The 19529-nt window shown below is 52.4% G+C and carries 17 protein-coding genes, 1 tRNA gene and 1 riboswitch; of the genes, 3 read left to right on the forward strand and 15 right to left on the reverse strand.

The genetic code is table 11. The features are described from left to right. Positions 1 to 38: 38 nt before the first annotated feature. On the reverse strand, positions 39 to 632 hold the full coding sequence (gene rnhB, locus HMPREF2551_RS03480; protein WP_070837335.1) for a ribonuclease HII: 594 nt from the start codon (positions 630 to 632) through the stop codon (positions 39 to 41). 154 nt (positions 633 to 786) lie between these two features. On the opposite strand from rnhB, the gene HMPREF2551_RS03485 reads away from it, so the two are divergent. Next, positions 787 to 1932 carry an FUSC family protein gene (locus HMPREF2551_RS03485; RefSeq protein WP_070837173.1) on the forward strand — a complete coding sequence of 382 codons (1146 nt, stop codon included), beginning with the start codon at positions 787 to 789 and terminating at the stop codon, positions 1930 to 1932. A gap of 151 nt (positions 1933 to 2083) precedes the next feature. Here HMPREF2551_RS03485 and HMPREF2551_RS03490 read toward each other — a convergent pair. Then, positions 2084 to 2160 (reverse strand) — tRNA-Met (locus HMPREF2551_RS03490). Positions 2161 to 2269: 109 nt separating this feature from the next. Further along, positions 2270 to 2369: riboswitch (TPP riboswitch) on the forward strand. A 93-nt stretch (positions 2370 to 2462) separates the two neighbouring features. Here HMPREF2551_RS03490 and thiC point away from each other — a divergent pair. Then, positions 2463 to 4352: a phosphomethylpyrimidine synthase ThiC gene (thiC, locus tag HMPREF2551_RS03495; protein ID WP_070461068.1), complete on the forward strand. Its 1890-nt coding sequence runs from the start codon at positions 2463 to 2465 to the stop codon at positions 4350 to 4352. A gap of 91 nt (positions 4353 to 4443) precedes the next feature. Here the strand turns inward: thiC and murJ are convergent, their stop codons facing one another. The 13 genes from murJ to frr form a co-directional block, all read right to left on the reverse strand. Further along, positions 4444 to 5982: a murein biosynthesis integral membrane protein MurJ gene (gene murJ / locus HMPREF2551_RS10490; protein ID WP_070814762.1), complete on the reverse strand. Its 1539-nt coding sequence runs from the start codon at positions 5980 to 5982 to the stop codon at positions 4444 to 4446. Between the two features lie 9 nt (positions 5983 to 5991). Further along, entirely contained in the window at positions 5992 to 7167 is a 1176-nt protein-coding gene (gene lpxB, locus HMPREF2551_RS10495; protein WP_070837337.1) for a lipid-A-disaccharide synthase, read from the reverse strand. Positions 7168 to 7325: 158 nt separating this feature from the next. Continuing rightward, complete coding sequence (lpxA, locus tag HMPREF2551_RS03510; protein WP_003747912.1) at positions 7326 to 8102, reverse strand: acyl-ACP--UDP-N-acetylglucosamine O-acyltransferase; 777 nt, start codon at positions 8100 to 8102, stop codon at positions 7326 to 7328. A 75-nt stretch (positions 8103 to 8177) separates the two neighbouring features. Next, the gene (gene fabZ / locus HMPREF2551_RS03515; protein ID WP_003681704.1) at positions 8178 to 8627 is read right to left on the reverse strand and encodes a 3-hydroxyacyl-ACP dehydratase FabZ; all 450 of its coding nucleotides are present in this window, start codon (positions 8625 to 8627) and stop codon (positions 8178 to 8180) included. Positions 8628 to 8700: 73 nt separating this feature from the next. Further along, a complete protein-coding gene (gene lpxD, locus HMPREF2551_RS03520; protein ID WP_070837175.1) occupies positions 8701 to 9741 on the reverse strand; it encodes a UDP-3-O-(3-hydroxymyristoyl)glucosamine N-acyltransferase in 1041 nt (346 codons plus the stop codon). A gap of 101 nt (positions 9742 to 9842) precedes the next feature. After that, on the reverse strand, positions 9843 to 10352 hold the full coding sequence (locus HMPREF2551_RS03525) for an OmpH/Skp family outer membrane protein (protein WP_070837177.1): 510 nt from the start codon (positions 10350 to 10352) through the stop codon (positions 9843 to 9845). 111 nt (positions 10353 to 10463) lie between these two features. Beyond that, positions 10464 to 12866 (reverse strand): outer membrane protein assembly factor BamA, encoded by a 2403-nt coding sequence (bamA, locus tag HMPREF2551_RS03530; protein ID WP_070837179.1) that lies wholly within the window; start codon positions 12864 to 12866, stop codon positions 10464 to 10466. Between the two features lie 3 nt (positions 12867 to 12869). Continuing rightward, on the reverse strand, positions 12870 to 14210 hold the full coding sequence (gene rseP / locus HMPREF2551_RS03535) for an RIP metalloprotease RseP (RefSeq protein ID WP_070837181.1): 1341 nt from the start codon (positions 14208 to 14210) through the stop codon (positions 12870 to 12872). A 131-nt stretch (positions 14211 to 14341) separates the two neighbouring features. Beyond that, entirely contained in the window at positions 14342 to 15523 is a 1182-nt protein-coding gene (ispC, locus tag HMPREF2551_RS03540) for a 1-deoxy-D-xylulose-5-phosphate reductoisomerase (RefSeq protein ID WP_070837339.1), read from the reverse strand. A 117-nt stretch (positions 15524 to 15640) separates the two neighbouring features. After that, entirely contained in the window at positions 15641 to 16390 is a 750-nt protein-coding gene (locus tag HMPREF2551_RS03545) for an SIMPL domain-containing protein (protein ID WP_070837183.1), read from the reverse strand. Between the two features lie 33 nt (positions 16391 to 16423). Beyond that, positions 16424 to 17218, reverse strand: a complete 795-nt coding sequence (locus tag HMPREF2551_RS03550; protein ID WP_049332974.1) for a phosphatidate cytidylyltransferase — start codon at positions 17216 to 17218, stop codon at positions 16424 to 16426. A 5-nt stretch (positions 17219 to 17223) separates the two neighbouring features. Next, a complete protein-coding gene (locus HMPREF2551_RS03555; RefSeq protein WP_070837185.1) occupies positions 17224 to 17970 on the reverse strand; it encodes an isoprenyl transferase in 747 nt (248 codons plus the stop codon). 57 nt (positions 17971 to 18027) lie between these two features. Continuing rightward, positions 18028 to 18585, reverse strand: coding sequence for a ribosome recycling factor (gene frr, locus HMPREF2551_RS03560; protein WP_003747893.1), 558 nt, complete (start codon positions 18583 to 18585; stop codon positions 18028 to 18030). A gap of 577 nt (positions 18586 to 19162) precedes the next feature. Between frr and HMPREF2551_RS10580 the strand changes: the two genes are divergently transcribed. After that, positions 19163 to 19529: hypothetical protein (locus HMPREF2551_RS10580; RefSeq protein ID WP_168167196.1), on the forward strand; the 367-nt coding region annotated here is incomplete at its 3' end.

A 19529-nucleotide genomic window follows, 5' to 3' on the forward strand; every position in this document is an offset into this window, starting at 1 on the left:
GCCGTCTGAAATCTTTCAGACGGCCTTTTGATGTGCTTTCATTCTTCAAATAGATTGCCTTGTGCCAATAAGGTTTTGACTGGTGCAAAATCGCGGCGGTGTTCCGGCAAGACGCCGTATTGTTTCAACGCGGCCAAATGTTGCGCCGTGCCGTAGCCTTTGTGGCGGTCAAACCCGTATTGCGGGTAGCGTTTCGCCAATTCATACATTTCCGCATCACGCGCGGTTTTGGCCAAAACCGAAGCGGCGGAAATTTCAATAATTTTGCTGTCGCCTTTAACCACGGCTTCGGCAGGGACATTCAAATCTTTCGGCACGCGGTTGCCATCTATCCACACTTTGTCGGGCACGACCGACAGCCCCTCGATGGCGCGCTTCATCGCGGCCATGGTTGCGTGCAAGATGTTCAGTCTCAAGATTTCGTCGGGGTCGGCAAAGGCAATGCTCCACGCGACCGCCTGTTCCTTAATCATCTGCGCCAACATATCGCGCTTTTTTTCGCTCAGTTTTTTTGAGTCGGTCAAACCCGGCAGGTCAAAATGTTCCGGCAAAATCACTGCCGCCGCAAATACGCTGCCGACCAAAGGGCCGCGTCCCGCCTCGTCCACGCCTGCGCTTAAAACCGTCGCCATTTCTTCACCGCCTGTCTGATTCAAAGCCGCCATTATATCCGCTTGCGGCAGATAAAATCCGCAATAGTTCAAACCGTTGGGGAGCAGTTCAAATTTCATCTGCTTTACCAATCAGTTATAATTTACATCCCCACATACCCATACGTCTTACAACATGCCTGCCCAATCCGAACGCCTCCATTTTTCCGAACGCTGGCTCAACGCCTACGAACGCTACCGCTATCGCCGCCATATCCACGCCTTCCGCCTCGGCTTGGCGATCGTGTTCTCCACCCTCTTGGCCAAAGTCTTCCACCTGCAACACGGCGAGTGGATCGGCATGACCGTCTTTGTCGTCCTCGGCATGCTGCAATTCCAAGGCGCGATTTACTCCAAAGCAGTCGAACGCATGCTCGGCACGGCCATCGGTTTGGGCGTCGGTTTGGCCGTTTTATGGTTGAACCAGCATTATTTGCAAGACGGCGTTTTCTTCTATCTGATTATCGGTGCCGCCAGCGCAGTGGCCGGTTGGTCTGCGGTTGGCAAAAACGGCTATGTCGCCATGCTTGCCGGTTTGACCATGTGCATGCTCATCGGCGACAGCAGCCACCACTGGCTCGACAGCGGCCTGATGCGCGCCATGAACGTTTTGATTGGTGCCGCCATCGCCATTGCCGCCGCCAAACTCCTGCCCCTGCGCTCCACACTCATGTGGCGCTTCATGCTTGCCGACAACCTCACCGACTGCGCCAAAATGATTGCCGAAATCAGCAACGGCAAACGCATGACGCGCAAGCGTTTGGAACAAAACATGATTAAAATGCGCCAAATCAACGCCCGCATGGTCAAAAGCCGCAGCCATCTGGCCGCCACATCCGGCGAAAGCCACATCAGCAACAATATGATGGAAGCCATGCAGCATGCCCACCGCAAAATCGTCAACACCACCGAGCTGCTCCTGACCACCGCTGCCAAACTGCGCGCGCCCACGCTCAACGAAAGCGAAATCCGCCTGCTCGACCGCCACTTCAACCAACTCCAACGCGAGCTGCGCCTGACCGTCCGTCTCATCAAAGGCCACTACGCCCGCCGCATCCGAATCGATACTTCGCTCAATGCCGAACTAAGCAAACCGGCCGCCCGCCTGCATTACGACTGGCAAGGCTTCCTCTGGCTCAGCACCAATATGCGTAACGAAATCGCCGCATTGGTGATTCTGTTGCAACGTTCGCGCAATAAATGGTTGGACAAAAAAGAATTGCAGCGCCTGAAAGAACACCTGCGCAACGACAACAAGCCCAAATCGGAAGAGGCCGTCTGAAAAAGGCCTGTCGTATTTTTACCCAAACCCCGCCGCAAGACAGCAAAAGGCCGTCTGAAACCCAATGGTTCAGACGGCCTTTCCATCAATTCATCCGCAATAAATGCCGCATAAAGCAAAATCCCCTGCGATTGCAGGGGATTTTTATATTTGGTTGCGGGAGCAGGATTCGAACCTACGACCTTCGGGTTATGAGCCCGACGAGCTACCATGCTGCTCCATCCCGCGTCAGAAGTTGTAACTATACAGAAAGGCGGAATTGCTGTCAAGCGTTTTTGACAGAAAATATCCAAACGTTGCTTTACAAAAAACCGGCCGCGTGGTTTAATTTTCGTTAATAAAGAAACAGGGGTGCTGCTTTCAAACCGAGCGGCTGAGAAATACCCTTTACACCCGAACAGGATAATACCTGCGTGGGGAGTTTCGGCAAATGTGATTTTAGACGGTCGATTGAAGATATCCGCAAGGCCGTCTGAAAAAAAGCAATGCTCCTGTTTCCATTTCATAACCGAGAAACAGGAGCAATTTTTATGACTACCGCTAAAAAAACCGGCGATGAGGCGCGCCGTCTTTCCGACTTGAGTGAAGACATCGGCATCCGCTTCCAATATCCCAACTCCGACCGCGTCTATATCCCAGGCAGCCGCGCCGACATCCGCGTGCCTTTGCGCGAAATCCGTCAGGACGACACCTACACGGCGCAAGGCACGGAAGCCAATCCGCCGATTCCGGTGTACGACACCAGCGGCGCATACGGCGATCCGGCGGCACACATCGACTTGAAACAAGGGTTGCCGCACGTCCGCACTGCATGGCTGGACGAACGCAGCGACACCGAAATCCTGCCCAAGCTCTCCAGCGAATACGGCACCGAACGCGCGCACGATCCGAAGACCGCCCATCTGCGCTTCAACCAAATCACCCGCCCGCGCCGCGCCAAAGCAGGCCGCAACGTAACCCAGCTCCACTACGCCCGCCAAGGCATCATCACGCCGGAAATGGAGTTTGCCGCCATACGCGAACGCATGAAGCTAGACGAGCTTTTCAGACGGCCCGAATACGCCAAACTCTTGAAACAACACGCAGGGCAAAGTTTCGGCGCGAACATCCCGACTCATCCCGACCAAATCACGCCCGAATTCGTGCGCCGAGAAATCGCCGCCGGACGCGCGATTATCCCCGCCAACATCAACCATCCCGAACTCGAACCGATGATTATCGGCCGCAACTTCCGCGTCAAAATCAACGGCAACTTGGGCAATTCCGCCGTTACCTCCAGCCTGACCGAAGAAGTCGAAAAAATGGTGTGGTCGCTGCGTTGGGGCGCAGACACGATTATGGATTTGTCCACCGGCGCGCACATCCACGAAACGCGCGAATGGATTATCCGCAACGCGCCCGTCCCCATCGGCACTGTACCCATCTATCAGGCTTTGGAAAAAACCGGCGGCATTGCCGAAGATTTGACTTGGGATTTGGTGCGCGATACCTTAATCGAGCAGGCGGAACAAGGCGTAGACTATTTCACCCTGCACGCAGGCGTATTGCTGCGCTATGTGCCGATGACCGCCAACCGCCTCACCGGCATCGTATCGCGCGGCGGCTCCATCATGGCGAAATGGTGTCTCGCCCACCATCGGGAAAACTTCCTCTACACGCATTTCGACGAAATTTGCGAAATCATGAAAGCCTACGACGTATCGTTCAGCCTCGGCGACGGCCTGCGCCCCGGCTGCATTGCCGATGCCAACGACGAATCCCAATTCGCCGAATTGCACACCTTGGGCGAATTGACCGCCAAAGCGTGGGAACACGACGTCCAAGTCATGATCGAAGGCCCCGGCCATGTGCCGTTGCAACGCGTCAAAGAAAACATGACCGAAGAGTTGCAACACTGCTTTGAAGCGCCTTTCTACACCCTCGGCCCGCTCGTTACCGACATCGCCCCCGGCTACGACCACATCACCTCGGGCATAGGCGCGACCAATATCGGCTGGTACGGCACAGCCATGCTCTGCTACGTGACCCCGAAAGAGCATCTCGGCCTGCCCGACAAAGAAGACGTACGTACCGGCATCATCACCTACAAACTCGCTGCCCACGCCGCCGACCTCGCCAAAGGCTGGCCGGGTGCACAATTACGCGACAACGCCCTGAGCAAGGCGCGTTTCGAGTTCCGCTGGCGCGACCAATTCCGCTTAAGCCTCGACCCCGAACGCGCCGAGAGCTTCCACGACGAAACCCTGCCTGCCGAAGGCGCGAAAATCGCCCACTTCTGCTCGATGTGCGGCCCAAAATTCTGCTCGATGAAAATCACGCAGGAAGTACGCGACTACGCCGACAAGCAAAAAGCCCAGCGGCAAGGCATGGAGGAAAAAGCGATTGAGTTCGTCAAAAAAGGAGCGAAGCTTTACAGCTAAAACATAAAACAAGAAAAGGCCGTCTGAAAATGTTTCAGACGGCCTTTTTAGCAAATAGTCTTGAAGCCAAGCACATACGCCCTGCGGCTGCTTATTTTTCTACCCTGCGGAAATGGTGCGGACGGAAGCCGAGCGCGGCGAGGGAAACGAAGTAGAGGCCGCCGCCCAAGGCAATCAGGACGCAGAGTTGGCCTGCTTTTTTAAAGCCGCCGACGTGTACCCATTCAAACGGCAGATAAGATTGCGCCAGCCACAAACCGCCGCCCATGACGACCAAAGAGATGGCCATTTTGACCAAAAACGCAGCCCAACCTTTGCCGGGGCGGTAAATGCTGTGTTTGCGCAAAAGGAAAAACAGCAAGCCTGCATTCAGACACGCGCCTAAACCGATAGCGAGGGACAGGCCGACGTGTTTGAGCGGCGAAATGAAGGCGAGGTTCATCAACTGCGTGCAAATCAGCGTGAAAATAGCGACTTTAACGGGGGTTTTGATGTTTTGACGCGCGTAGAAGCCGGGCGCCAACACTTTAATCATAATCAGACCGATCAAGCCGAAGGAATAGGCAATCAGCGCATATTGGGTCATTTGCGCATCATGCAACGTAAATTCACGGTACATGAACAAGGTCGTAACCAGAGGGAAAGACAACACGGCAAGGCCGACGGCGGCAGGCAGGGTCAGCAGCATGCACAGGCGCAAACCCCAGTCGAGCAGGCCGGAAAACTGCTCGGTATCCTGACTGGCGGCGTGTTTGGACAAGGTGGGCAATAAGATTGTACCGAGTGCTACGCCCAAAACACCGGTCGGCAATTCCATCAGTCGGTCGGCGTAATACATCCATGACACGCTGCCGGACTGCAAAAACGAGGCGAAAATGGTGTTGATAACCAAGGAAATCTGCGCCACGCTCACACCCAAAATAGCCGGCGCCATCTGTTTCATTACGCGGTTGACTGCTGCGTCTTTAAAGCTGAGTTTGGGCATTTTCAAGAAGCCCAGTTTCGCCAACCAAGGCAGTTGGAACACCAGCTGCAACACACCGCCGACAAACACCGCCCACGCCAATGCCATAACAGGCGGATCAAAATACGGTATGAAAAACAGGGAAAAGACGATAAAGGAGATGTTCAAAAATGTCGGCGTAAAGGCGGGAATACCGAATTTATGATAGGAATTGAGTATCGAGCCGACAAAAGAGGATAGTGAAATCAATAAAATATAAGGAAACGTTACCCGCAGCAAGTCGATGGAGAGCTGAAACTTATCGGCTTCTTTGGCAAAACCGGGTGCAGAAACATAAATCACCCACGGAGCGGCAAGTATGCCCAGCGCAGTAACGATGACCAGCACAAACGACAGCATGCCGGCCACATGACGCACAAACGCCTGCGTGGCTTCAGGAGAGCGGGTTTCTTTGTATTCCGCCAAAATCGGCACGAAGGCTTGGGCAAACGCGCCCTCTGCGAACACGCGCCGCAATAGGTTGGGCAGTTTGAACGCGACAAAAAACGCATCCGTCGCCATGCCTGCACCAAACGCACGGGCAATAATCGTATCGCGCACAAAGCCCAAAATGCGCGACACCATCGTCAGGCTGCCAACCTTGGCCAAGGCTCCCAATAAATTCATGTATTTTCCTTACTTGTCTTTCAGGCCGTCTGAAAATCCGGCTTCTTCCAATACTGCCGCTGCCGCCAATGCCGCCGTATCTTTTTTCAACAGCAGATGCAAGGCGTGAAAATCCTGTTCCAACGCGGCCACGGCCTCAGGGCGGTCATACCAGTCTGCCACGGCCTGCGCCAGTTTTTCAGGGACGGCATCGTGTTGCAGCAGCTCGGGAACGGCGGCTTTACCCAATAAAATATTGGGCAAACCGACATGCGGCACTTTGATTTTGCGTTTCACATACGCATAAGTCAGCGGCGAAATTTTGTAGCTGATAACCATAGGCCGCTTGCACAAGGCCACTTCCAAAGTCGCCGTACCACTGGTGACCAATACCACGTCGGCAGCGGTGCAAACCGTATCCGACTGCTTGTCGGTCAACGTAATGGGAAGGGCGGCGAACTCAGGCTGCGCCAAAATTTCGGTAATGCGTTTGCGCGTTGCGGCCGTCGCCACAGGCAGCAAAAACTGTGCCTGCGGATAACGTTTCAGCAGCAATAAGGCCGTCTGAAAAAACACCGCCGCCATGTAATCGATTTCGCTCACGCGGCTGCCGGGCAATATCGCAAACACGGGCACGTCCGCAGGCACGCCCAGCTTCTGCCGTGCCGCCGCCCTATCCGCTTCCACGGGCATGGTTTGCGCCATCGGATGGCCGACAAATTCGGCCTTGCCGCCGGCATCGATATAAAGCTGAGGCTCCATCGGAAACAGGCACAACACGCGGTTGACCTGATGTACGATTTTATTGACCCGTTCGCGCCGCCACGCCCAAACCGACGGGCTGACGTAATGAATGGTATGAATGCCTGCCTGCTTGAGTTTTTCCGCCACGCCGAGATTAAAGTCCGGCGCATCGATGCCGATAAACACATCCGGCTTGAGGCGGATTAAATCGTTCACCAGCCCTTTGCGAATTCTCAAAATTTGCGGCAGGCGTTTGATGACCTCAACAAAACCGCGTACCGCCAGCTTTTCCTGATCGTACAAACTCTCGAAACCCTCCGCCTTCATGCGCTCGCCGCCGATGCCGGTAAACCGCGCATTCGGGCAACGCGCCTTAATGGCACGGATTAAGTGTGCGCCGAGCAAGTCGCCGGAAGCTTCGCCGACGCTGATGGCGATAAGGGGGGAAGGATTGGAATTCATGTGTTGAGGTTTAAAAGCTAAAAGATTTTGGGCAGACATTTGCCCGCCCGTTTTCAGACGGCATCGGCGGCAAACAGACAGGAAACCTGCCCTACTGCGCGGATTTTTGCAATCCAAAGGCCGTCTGAAAAAGTTTCAGACGGCCTTCAATCCATCCATCAACGGATAATGCCGCGTGTGGATTGTGCAAAAAAGTCTTTAAATACCGCCAATTCGCTTTGGGTTTCGGCGCGTTTCAGAATGTCCGCCTTGGCTTCTTCAAACGGAATGCCGCGATGGTAAATGGTTTTATACGCATCTTTGACGGAGGCAATCTGTTCGGCGGTGAAACCGTTGCGGCGCATACCTTCGCTGTTGAGGCCGGCCGGTTCGGCGCGGTAGCCCGCAGCCATGAAGTACGGCGGTACGTCTTTGTGTACACCGGCGGCAAACGCGGTCATGGCGTAGTCGCCGATTTGGCAGAATTGGAACACCAGCGTGTAGCCGCCCAAGACGACGTAGTCGCCGATGGTAACGTGGCCTGCGAGTGAGGCGTTGTTAGCGAAGATGGTATGGTTGCCGACTACGCAGTCATGGGCGAGGTGGCAGTAGGCCATAATCCAGTTGTCGTCGCCGATACGGGTTTCGCCGATGCCGGTAACCGTACCGAGGTTGAACGTCGTAAATTCACGGATGGTGTTGCCGTTGCCGATAATCAGCTTGGTCGGCTCGTCGCGGTATTTTTTGTCCTGCGGAATTTCGCCGAGGCTGGCAAATTGGAAAATGCGGTTGTTTTCACCGATGGTCGTATGGCCGTTGATGACGGCGTGCGGGCCGATTTCAGTATTCGCACCGATTTGCACATTGGGGCCGATGATGCTGTACGGGCCGACTTTGACGCTGGAGTCGAGTTCGGCTTTAGGGTCGATGACGGCGGTCGGATGAATAAGGGTCATGCTGTTTCCTTGCTGTCTGATACAGGTATTGCCTGCAAGATGCCGTCTGAAGCTTTCAGACGGCCTGTTCCATTCTTACACCACGCGTTTGGCGCACATAATCACGGCTTCAACGGCAACTTGGCCGTCGACTTTGGCAACGGCGTTGAATTTGCCGATACCGCGTTTGTTGGTCAACAGCTCGACTTCAAAAACCAGTTGGTCGCCGGGGATGACTTGGCGTTTGAAACGGGCATCGTCGATACCGGCGAAGAAGAAGAATTCGTTTTCTTTGCGGCCGCCTTCGCTGAGGATGGCCAGTGTGCCGCACGCTTGCGCCATGGCTTCGATAATCAGCACGCCGGGCATCACGGGCAGGTCGGGAAAGTGGCCTTGGAACTGCGGCTCGTTCATGGTCACGTTTTTAATCGCAGTCAGGGTTTTCATCGGTTCGAACGCGGTAATGCGGTCGAGTTGCAAAAACGGATAACGGTGTGGGATAAGTTTTTGAATGTCTTTGGCTTCGATCGGGAGTTGTACGTCCATGATGTTCGTCTTTCCTTGTTTGTATTGGGTTTAAACGTATTCGGATGCGGGGCGCGGACTGTTTGCGCCGCCTTTAGGCTTCGTCGCTGTCGGCAAGCCGTTTTTCCAGCGTTTTGAGGCGTTTGTTCATTTCGCTCAAACGGTGGATATAAACGGCATTGCGCGCCCAGTCTTTGTAGCCCGACATCGGGAAAATACCGGCCAAATGCTGGCCGCTTTCGGTAATGCTGTGGGTAACGGATGTACCGCCGCCGATGGTGGTTTTATCGGCGATTTCGATGTGTCCGACCGTGCCGACGCCGCCGCCGATAATACAATAATTGCCGATGGTGACGCTGCCGGAAATGCCGGTTTTGGCGGCGATAACGGTGTGCGAACCGATTTTGCAGTTGTGGCCGATTTGGACTTGGTTGTCGATTTTGGTGCCGTTGCCGACGGTCGTATCGCTCATTGCGCCGCGGTCGATATTGGTGTTCGAACCGATTTCCACATCATCACCCAGCGTGACTGCGCCGGTTTGCGGGATTTTAAACCATGAATCGCCGGCAAAGGCCAAGCCGAAACCGTCCGCACCGATGACGGCGCCGCTGTGGATTTCGACACGGTTGCCCAAAGTGCAGCCGTAATAGATGACAGCGTTTGGATGCAACACGACTTCATCACCCAACGTGCAATCGTGTTGGACAACGGCATTGGCCAAAATACGACAGCCTTCGCCCAATACGGCATTCGCGCCGATATAGGCATTCGCGCCGATTTCGCAGCTTGCCGGCACTTTGGCGCTTACCTCGACAACGGCAGTCGGATGTACGCCGCCCTGTGCTTTGACAATCGGCGAGAACAATCGTGCCACTTTGGCGAAATAAAGATAAGGGTCGGCAGCCACAATCAGGTTGCGGCCTGCAAATTCGTCTGCGGCTTTCGGCGACACAATCACTGCGCCTGCCTGGCTGTCGTGTACTTCGGCTTTGTATTTCGGATTGGCCAAAAAGCTGATGTGTTCCGCCTGCGCCTGATCTAACGGACGGACGGCGGTAATGGCGATGTCTTCGCCTTTCCATTCGCCGCCGAGCTGGGAAACGATTTGGGACAGGGTGTATGCTTGTGAAGTCATGATAATCTGCCGTCAAGATGTCAGGCCGTCTGAAAGATGCCGGTTTGGGTTTCAGACGGCCTTAGGTTTGTCTGTATGGTTACATTCGCTGCCGAGCAGGGTCAGTGTGCGTTTAGGGCTTTGATAACGCTGTCGGTAATGTCGTAGCGGCCGTTGACGTAAATCACGTCCTGCAAGATGAAGTCGTAACCTTCGCGCTTGGCCAAATCGACGATGACGCGGTTGGCATTTTGCTGGAGCGCGGCGAATTCTTCATTACGGCGCAGGTTGTAGTCTTCTGCCAACTCGGCCTGCTGCTTGCGGAATTTTTGTACCAGATTGCGCCATTTTTGGGTTTCCGCTTCCCTTTGGCTGTCGCTGAGCTTGTAGCTACTCAGTTTTCGCTCCAAAGCCTCGCCTTCCTGCTGCAGCTTTTGCAAGGCGGTTTGACGGCTTTTGAACTCTTTTTCCAAAGTCGTCTGAATGTTTTGCGCCTGCTTGGATTCCTGATAAACGCGCTCGGTATTGATAAAACCGATTTTCTGCACGCCATCCGCCGCCGCTTGCGGCAACAGCACGAAACCCGGCAGGGCTACGGCGAGGACACGGAGGGTGTCGGCTATTTTACTCATGATAAAAATCCTTGCTTAAAAACAAACGGGCGGTTTGCAATAAGCTTGCCGCCAATCTGCCATGAGGCCGTCTGAAACGGACAAACCCGGTTTCAGACGGCCTAAACATCATCAGAATGTCGTACCGAGTTGGAATTGGAAGCGTTGGATTTCGTCGCCTTCTTTTTTCTTAATCGGATAAGCATAACTGAACTTCATCGGACCCAGCGGAGAGAGCCAGGTCACGGCAGCACCGGCAGAGTAACGCAATTCGTTTTTGAATGTCGATTTGTGCGTTTTGCCTACACCGTACACGTTTTGGGACGCGCCATTGGTGTAATAAGTATTGTTGTGGCTGTCGTTGTAAGTTTTGTCATCCCACACGCTGCCCGCATCGGCAAACAGGCTCAGACGGACGGTACGCGAATCTTTAATGCCCGGCATCGGGAAGAGCAACTCTGCGGAAACGTTGGCTTTTTTGTTACCGCCGTAGCTGATTTTCTCGCCGTATTCGTCATAAACTTTCGGGCCCAGCGTACCGCTTTCAAAGCCGCGGACAGAGCCTAAACCGCCGCCGTAGAAGTTCTCAAAGAACGGCATTGTTTTGGTTTTGCCGTAGCCGTTGCCATAACCGACTTCGCCACCCAGCATCAACGTGAAATCTTTGCTCAACGGGAAGAACCAAGTTTGGTTGTGGGTCAGGGTGTAGTATTGCAGGTCGCTGCCCGGCAAAGCGATTTCGCCGTTCACGCCGGTCAGGTAACCGCGGGTTGGCCACAAGGCATTGTCGGTTTTGTTGCGACCCCAGCCGATGGTACCTTTGTACAACCAGCCTTTGAAGTTACCCACGCCGCTACCGTCGCCTTTGCCGTATTGCTTGATAAAGTCAGCATAGCGTTTAGGCGCGCCTTTGTAGGTGTTCACGGTCAGACGCTCTGCGGCCAAACCGAAGTTCACACGGTCATATTCGGTAACCGGAATACCGATACGCAAACCGCCGCCGAAAGTCGTGGTTTTATACTGTTTCGCACTGGAAGAAGCTTTACGTGGGTCGTAAGACTTGCCGTAAAGGTCGTAGCCCAAGCTTACGCCGTCAGGTGTGAAGTATGGGTCGGTAAACGACAATGAGCCGTTTACTGTGGTTTTACTGCGGGAAGCGCGCAGGGCAACGGATTTACCCGTACCGAACAGGTTGTCTTGAGCCACGCCGGCAGACATCACCAAACCGGTATCCTGAACCCAACCTGCGCTCAAGTCGAGCGAGCCGGTAGAACGTTCGGTCAGGCTCATGTTCAGGTCAACTTGGTCAGGCGTATTGGCCACAGGAGCCGCATCAAATTGAACGTTGTCGAAGTAGCCCAACAACTCAACACGCTCTTTAGAACGTTGCAGTTTGGCAGAATCGTAAGGCGCCGATTCCATTTGGCGCAACTCGCGGCGGATGACTTCGTCACGGGTTTTGTTGTTGCCGGTAATGTTGATTTCGTTCACATAGATTTTGCGGCCCGGTTGAACGGTCAACACAAAATCAACGGTATGCGTTTCGGCATTTGGAATCGGTTGGACATTGATTTCGCTGAATGCGTAACCTGCCTGACCCATGCGGTTTTGGATGGCTTCGAGCGAATTGGACATTTGCGCGCGCTCGTACCATTTGCCCGGCTTCATGGTCAGCAGTTTTTCCAAATCTTCTTTCGGCACTTCCAGCGTATCGCCTTCGATGCGTACATTGCCCCAGCGGAAGCGGTCGCCTTCGCTGACGGTTACTTTAATGGTTTGCTTGGTTTTGTCTTCGTTGGTTTGGATATCGGTATCCAAAATGCGGAAGTTGAAGTAGCCGTTGTTTTGGTAGTAATTGGTGATTTTTTCCATGTCCTGAGCAAATTTTTGCTCATTGAACTGGTTGCTCTTGGTCACCCAAGTCCACATACCGCCTTCGCTCAGGGACATTTGTTTCAGCAGGCGGCGGTCGGAATAAACTTCGTTGCCTTCAAAGGAAATATCGGTAATCTTGGTAGATTTGCCCTCTTCGATGGCAATGTCGATAGACACGCGGTTGCGGGCGAGTTTGGTGACGGTCGGCGTGATTTTGACCGACTGTTTGCCGCGGCTCAAATACTCTTCTTTCAAACCGGCGACGGCTTGGTTCAGCGTTGCTTGGTTGAAGTATTGGGATTGCGCCAAACCGAAGGCTTCAAGGTTTTTCTTGATGGCATCGTTTTGCAGCATTTTCGCGCCGGTAATATTGAGCGAGCTGATGGTCGGACGCTCAATCACGGTCAGCAGGACTTGATTGTCCATGGTCTCGACGCGTACGTCGTCAAAGAAACCGGTTGCGTAGAGTTTTTTGATGATTTCTTCACTGCGCGCATCATTGAAATTATCACCGACTTTAACGGGCAGGTAGTTGAAGACGGTACTCGGCTCGGTGCGTTGCAGGCCTTCGACGCGGATGTCCTGAATGGTAAAGTCAGCCAATGCCAAGGGAGACAGGCTCAATACCATTAAAGCGGAAGCAATCTGGTTCAGTTTCATAAATTATCCAAACAAACGGTTGATGTCATTAAAGAAAGCCACAGCCATCATCAAAAGCATGGCTGCCAGTCCGAAGCGCAGGCCGACTGCCTGTATGCGCTCGCTCAAAGGCTTTCCACGTATCCATTCGGCGGTATAGAAAACCAAATGTCCGCCGTCTAAAACGGGTACGGGCAAAAGGTTCAACACGCCTAAGCTGATGCTGACCAAGGCCAGAAATTCGAGGTAGCTCTGCAATCCGAGTTTGGCGGACTGTCCGGCGACATCGGCAATGGTCAGGGGGCCGGAAATATGGTTCAAAGAGGCATTGCCTGTAACCAGTTTTCCGAAAAATTTGAGGGTCGTCCATGAATAGTTGACGGTTTTGTTCCAACCCAATTCAAAGGCTTGGGCAACGGAAGGCGTATAACGGTAGCGGATGGTTTTATCCCACTCTTTATCCGCTTGGGCGGCAAGCCCTGCTCTACCCACCAGCACGCCTGCTGACTGCTCGACGCTGTCCGGCCGGATAGCGGTCGCCAGTATTTTGCCGTCGCGCTCGTAAGTCAGTTCGATTCGTTGGCCGGGGCTGGCGCGGAAGAGTTCCGTCCATGCCTGCCAGCTTTCGATGGGCTTCCCATCGGCGGTCAGCAGTTTGTCGTTTTCCTTCAAACCTGCTTTTTCGGCCGGACTATCAGCCAAGACTTTGCCGATGCGGTTAGTAATTCTAAAAGGCAAAAGGCCGATGTTGCCTTGGTTTTTCGCAACTTTACCTGCTTCAGGCGTACCGGCGGCATCAATTATGCGGACGGCTTGGGCATTTGAGGCCGTCTGAACGGCGACTTTTACAGGACCAGATTCAAGGTTCAACACCATCTCGGTTTGCGCATCGTTCCAGTCTTTTACGGCGATTCCGTTGACCGATACAATCTTATCACCTGCCTGAAAACCTGCTTTGGCGGCAATACTGGCAGGCTCGACCATGCCGACATAGGGGCGCAACTCGGTTACGCCGAAGGAAAAGCTCAAACCGTAAAGCAAAACGGCCAAAATCAAATTGGTCAAAGGACCGGCAGCAACAATGGCGATGCGCTTGGCCGGATGCTGCTTGTCAAAGGCGTACGGCAAATCTGCCTCTGCTACCTCGCCTTCGCGCGTATCGACCATTTTAACGTAACCACCCAGCGGAATCGGGGCAAGACACCACTCAGTATCGCCACGTTTTCGGGTGAAAAAGGGCTTACCGAAGCCGACGGAAAAGCGCACGACTTTAACGCCGCACCAGCGGGCAACAATATAGTGTCCGAACTCATGCAGGCTGACCAAAATCAAAATGGCGACGATAAAGGCTAAAAAGGTTTGCAAAAAAATCCCCTGAGTGGAATGTGATGATCAACGGATAAGGCCGTCAGAAAACCGATTATAAAGGCAGTTGTTCCATTTTGTCTGCCTAAATGCCAAGCGGTTGGCGTTTCAGACGGCCTGTCATTGAAGCTTTACTGTTTGCCGATAAAGGCTTCTGCCTGCCTGCGTGTTTGCGCGTCTTGCGCCAGCAGGCCTTCGATATCGTGACGGCCGTCTGAAAAATCTTGGGCAAGGCAGTGGGCCACGACTTTGGCAATATCGGTAAACTTAATGCGTTTATCTAAAAAAGCGGCCACGGCAACTTCGTTTGCGGCGTTCAGCACGCAAGGTGCGGCGCCGCCTGCATTCATGGCCTGATAGGCAAGTTTCAAACATGGGAAACGGTCAAAGTCAGGCTTTTGGAAGGTCAACGCGGACAATGCGCCGAAATCCAGCTCGCCCACGCCGGAATCGATGCGTTCGGGCAGACCCAAGCAATAAGCAATCGGCGTACGCATATCAGGATTACCCAACTGCGCCAATACCGAACCATCTCGATAACGCACCATGCTGTGTATCACGGATTGCGGATGAATGACGACTTCCAGTTTTTCCGGCGGACAGTTAAACAGCCAATGCGCCTCAATCAACTCCAAGCCCTTATTCATCATTGACGCGGAATCGACGGAAATTTTGCGCCCCATGCTCCAATTCGGATGTTTAACCGCCTGCTCAGGCGTAATGCTGTCAAATGTACTTAAATCGGTGTTAAGGAAGGGGCCGCCCGACGCGGTCAGGATAATCGAATTGATACCGTGCTCATTCAGACGGCCTGTGTAATCCCTTGGCAATACTTGGAAGATGGCGTTGTGTTCGCTGTCAATCGGCAAGACGGTGGCGCTGTTTTGACGGGCGGTTTCCATGAACAATGCGCCGGAAACCACCAGCGTTTCTTTGTTTGCCAGATAAATGGTTTTGCCCTTTTGAGCAGCGGCCAAAGCCGACGGCAAACCGGCCGCGCCGACAATGGCACACATCACGCCGCTGACTTCATCGGCAGAGGCGACATCAATCAAGGCTTGAGAACCATATAAGACCTGCGTATCGATGCCTTCTTGTTTGAGTTTCTTTTCCAGCTCGGCCGCATGGCCGGCATCGCCGACAACGGCATATTCCGGGTGGAACTGTTTGCATTGCGCCGCCAGCTTGTCCACCTGCCTATGCCCTGCCAGCGCGAACACGCGGAATTTCTCGGGATGGCGGGAGACAACGTCTAAAGTGCTTTCGCCTATGCTGCCGGTACTGCCTAATATGGTCAGAACTTGTTGTGTCATGGTGTGTTCTTTATGTGCTGTGCAAACGGTATTCATTGTGTTTGAAATAGATTTCTTTGCCGTTTTCAATTTTCAGACGGCCTTTTGCCTCCCAGCTGAAAAGGCCGTCTGAAAGAATTACTCAATGCCGTATTCGATGGTAACAACCAGTCGGACTTGTTTGCCGACGGTGCTTTTATCGTAAGAACCGCCGTACTCGTCGTCCTCGCTGCTGCCGGTGTCGGCATAGATATTGAACGAGCCTTGCGAAGCAGAACGCATGGCACCCACTTTGCCGCCGCCGGTTTTGGCAAATTCGGCCGCGCGTTTCTGCGCATCCTCCGTCGCCTGCGTAATCAAATCGCGTTTGATGGTTTCCAAATTGCCCAGCAAATATTGCGGATTGTCAAAACGGATAAATTCGTTTTGCGCACGGAAATTCAAAATGGCGCGCTGTGCTACTTGGATTTTGTCCAGTTTTTTGGTGTTGACCACAATATTGAGGTCGCCATCGTAGCCGTTGGGCGTGCGGGTTACGTTGCCCAGTTCGTCGCGGGTTTCATTGAAAACGCGCGACACTTCGGGCAGGCCCACTTTCATTTCAGCCGCCGTAAAGCCTTGCTCACCCAAAAACTTAGACAGCTTCTTGCGTCTTGCCGTCAGCAAATCCAAAACTTCCTGGTAGCTCTCGCCGTGCGCATTTACGCCCGTATTCCACGTCGCGCTGTCGGATTGGAAGTTTTTCTCCGCCAAACCTTTTACGGTAATTGTCCCCGGTTGGCGCAGATTCTTAAACTGCACGCCCAAAATAAACGCCGCAGCCATCAATCCCAGTGCCAACAATACGCCCAAGATCGATAAAGATGAAATCTGTTTTTGTTCGGACATAATCAGCTCCCCCAACCATGTGAGACAGGCGGTTTAAAACAAATATACAAAGGCGGCATAAATGCTGATAACAGCGATCAGACTGTCCACGCGGTCGAACACGCCGCCGTGCCCCGGCAGCAGATTGCTGCTGTCTTTGATACCTGCCGCACGTTTGAGCCAGCTTTCCAGCAAATCGCCGCACACGCTGACAACGGTCAGAATCAAGCCGATCAAAATAGTTTTTAACCAGCCGGCTTCAAAAGCCAGCCAACCGGCTTTCCATACGATGGTCATGTACACGGCAACGCACAATGCGCCACCGATCGCACCTTCCCAGCTTTTACCCGGGCTGATGGTCGGCGCAATTTTGCGCTTGCCAAACGATTTGCCGCAGAAATATGCACCAATATCGGCCACCCACACCAAACCCATAATTGCCAATAAAGACAGCGCGTCTTCAGGCTGAGGACGCAGGTAAACCAGTGCAAACCAAAACGGCATCACCAACAACCAACCGACCGTGTAAGCCTGCCAGCCGCCGTTTAACTTCCATTTCGCTTTCAGCCACCAAGGCATGACAATCAGCCAAAACGCCAATACGACATACCAAACCAAATCAGGCAACTGCCAACCGCCGGCATAGGCAATCACACCAAACACCAGCGTTGAAGCCAAATAATGATTGATTTTCAGCTTGTCCAAGCCACTCATGCGGGCATATTCCCACAAAGTCAGCATGGCAATCAGGCCGCAAAACGCAGCCCACAGCCACATAGGTGCATAAAACAGCATACCCAGCATCAGCGGCAAAAGCCACAGCGCCGTCAAAATCCGTTGTTTCAACATAGTTCTCAACCCCGTTGCTGCTCAACCGGCAGCTGCTCGGAAGTCCGCCCGAAGCGGCGTTCCCGTTTTTGGAACGAAGCAATCGCCTCGTTCAACAATTTCTCATTAAAATCAGGCCACAGCGTATCCGTAAAATACAATTCCGCATACGCCATCTGCCACAGCAGGAAATTACTGATGCGCGTCTCGCCGCCGGTTCGGATAAACAAATCCGGCTCGGGTGCATCGCCCAACATCAAATAGCGCGACAACGCCTCTTCCGTAATCTCAGTCGCACCCTCGGCAATCAACTGATTTGCCGCCTGCAAAATATCCCAGCGGCCGCCATAATCGGCGGCAATGCTCAAAGTCAAACCAGTATTGTTTGCCGTCAACGCCTCGGCCGCCTCAATCCCCTTCAGGATTTCGGCATTAAACCGCTCGCGGCTGCCGATGACTTTCAAGCGCATATTGTTATCGTGCAAACGGCGCACCTGCTTTTGCAAAGCCTGCAAAAACAGCCCCATCAGAAAAGAAACCTCTTCCTCGGGGCGTCGCCAGTTTTCAGTCGAAAAAGCAAACACGGTCAAATACCGCACACCCAGCTCAGCACAATGCTTCACCATGTTCTCCAGCGCATCCAAGCCGCGCTTATGCCCCATCACGCGGGGAAGAAAACGCTTCTTTGCCCAACGTCCGTTGCCGTCCATAATCACAGCAATATGTCGGGGGATGGCAGAGTGTTCCAAAATCGTCTGCGTACTGCTTTTCATGTCTGCCTTTCAGGGAGCAAACCGTCCAAAGTCCGTCTGAACGGTTTGCACACAGGATTAAATCGCCATCAAATCTTCTTCTTTGGCCGCCAAGAGCTTGTCTGCCTCAGCAATGTATTTGTCGGTCAACTTCTGAACCGCTTCCTCGCCACGGCGGGCTTCATCTTCAGAAATCTCTTTGTCTTTCAACAATTTTTTGATATGGTCGTTTGCATCACGGCGCACATTGCGGATAGACACACGGCCCTCTTCCGCCTCGCCGCGTACCACTTTGATCAAATCTTTACGGCGTTCCTCAGTCAGCATAGGCATAGGGACACGGATCAAATCGCCGACAGAAGCAGGGTTCAGGCCCAAGTTGGAATCACGGATCGCTTTCTCGACTTTTGAAGCCATATTGCTCTCGAAAGGTTTCACACCGATCGTACGAGCATCCAAAAGCGTTACGTTTGCCACTTGGCTCACAGGCACCATGCTGCCCCAGTATTCCACTTCCACTTGGTCAAGCAGGCCGGTATGCGCACGGCCGGTACGCACCTTAGCCAAGTTTTCTTTCAACACTTCCAGAGAACGCTGCATTTTGCCTTCAGCTGTCTTTTGAATATCATTAATCATCTTATACTTTCAATTTCATAGGAATAAAACAGGATTAACCGAGAATAGTACCGTTAAACCGCCCCCACGACAAGGCTTTACGCCCCAACATCCTTGTTTTCTAACCGATATTTAACATCAAACAAAATAAAGGCCGTCTGAAAATCTTTCAGACGGCCTTTATTGTTTCAAGCAACTACATCAACTCGGCCTTTTCCTGAATTTATTTGGAAACTAAGCTTCTATCTTGAGACCATTGTTTCCATCCACACAAAGAACGAATTTTATTGCTAATAGATATAAACAACTCTACTCTTTTCAATCGAAATGAATTTCCTCGGGAAATATACCGATAATCGGTTATAATGACCGATTATCTAAATTGATTAAACATATCAAATAACTGTAGCATTGAATTTACTATGTTACAATGTTTGCAAATGTTACACATAACTACGTAAAGAAATCTCGATATGAGATTTCTTTTTAATCACTTTTAAAGACTTATATTTCATTCAACCATTGAGAGATAAAAAATGAAAAAAGCCTTTTCTATCTTTTCCATCAGTCTTCTGACTCTAAATACGGGGTATTAATTATGCGAAAACTTATTTTTACAGTTCTATTCATCCTCCCCTCTTTTTCTTTGGCTGGAAACTTACATTGTAAAAAGCCCGTAGAAGAAATGATTGGGGAAAGCCAAAGATGCTTTTACCAAGGGGGACTAAGCGATGCCATTACTGCTTTTAGCAAATATTCTGCTCAATGGAATAAAAAGAAAGGTGAGTCCATCCCTTTTCTTTGGTTTCCCATTTTAAAAAACGGCATACCCAAAACAACCGTAACAATGGCACAATTACCAAAATCTCGTTCTGTAACGCCTTTCTCAGAAACTAAAGACTATCCTTTGGAGACCATTGTTGCCGGTATTGAATGGAAAAACAAAAATAAAGTCAAAATTATGG

It is taken from the genome of Neisseria sp. HMSC066H01 (genome assembly GCF_001837375.1).
GTDB lineage: Bacteria > Pseudomonadota > Gammaproteobacteria > Burkholderiales > Neisseriaceae > Neisseria.

Excerpts from the sequence above, each read along its gene's own strand:
- rnhB (WP_070837335.1), bottom strand. The coding sequence starts at position 632 with ATGGCGACGGTTTTAAGCGCAGGCGTGGACGAGGCGGGACGCGGCCCT.
- HMPREF2551_RS03485 (WP_070837173.1), top strand. The coding sequence starts at position 787 with ATGCCTGCCCAATCCGAACGCCTCCATTTTTCCGAACGCTGGCTCAAC.
- thiC (WP_070461068.1), top strand. The coding sequence starts at position 2,463 with ATGACTACCGCTAAAAAAACCGGCGATGAGGCGCGCCGTCTTTCCGAC.
- murJ (WP_070814762.1), bottom strand. The coding sequence starts at position 5,982 with ATGAATTTATTGGGAGCCTTGGCCAAGGTTGGCAGCCTGACGATGGTG.
- lpxB (WP_070837337.1), bottom strand. The coding sequence starts at position 7,167 with ATGAATTCCAATCCTTCCCCCCTTATCGCCATCAGCGTCGGCGAAGCT.
- lpxA (WP_003747912.1), bottom strand. The coding sequence starts at position 8,102 with ATGACCCTTATTCATCCGACCGCCGTCATCGACCCTAAAGCCGAACTC.
- fabZ (WP_003681704.1), bottom strand. The coding sequence starts at position 8,627 with ATGGACGTACAACTCCCGATCGAAGCCAAAGACATTCAAAAACTTATC.
- lpxD (WP_070837175.1), bottom strand. The coding sequence starts at position 9,741 with ATGACTTCACAAGCATACACCCTGTCCCAAATCGTTTCCCAGCTCGGC.
- HMPREF2551_RS03525 (WP_070837177.1), bottom strand. The coding sequence starts at position 10,352 with ATGAGTAAAATAGCCGACACCCTCCGTGTCCTCGCCGTAGCCCTGCCG.
- bamA (WP_070837179.1), bottom strand. The coding sequence starts at position 12,866 with ATGAAACTGAACCAGATTGCTTCCGCTTTAATGGTATTGAGCCTGTCT.
- ispC (WP_070837339.1), bottom strand. The coding sequence starts at position 15,523 with ATGACACAACAAGTTCTGACCATATTAGGCAGTACCGGCAGCATAGGC.
- HMPREF2551_RS03545 (WP_070837183.1), bottom strand. The coding sequence starts at position 16,390 with ATGTCCGAACAAAAACAGATTTCATCTTTATCGATCTTGGGCGTATTG.
- HMPREF2551_RS03550 (WP_049332974.1), bottom strand. The coding sequence starts at position 17,218 with ATGTTGAAACAACGGATTTTGACGGCGCTGTGGCTTTTGCCGCTGATG.
- HMPREF2551_RS03555 (WP_070837185.1), bottom strand. The coding sequence starts at position 17,970 with ATGAAAAGCAGTACGCAGACGATTTTGGAACACTCTGCCATCCCCCGA.
- frr (WP_003747893.1), bottom strand. The coding sequence starts at position 18,585 with ATGATTAATGATATTCAAAAGACAGCTGAAGGCAAAATGCAGCGTTCT.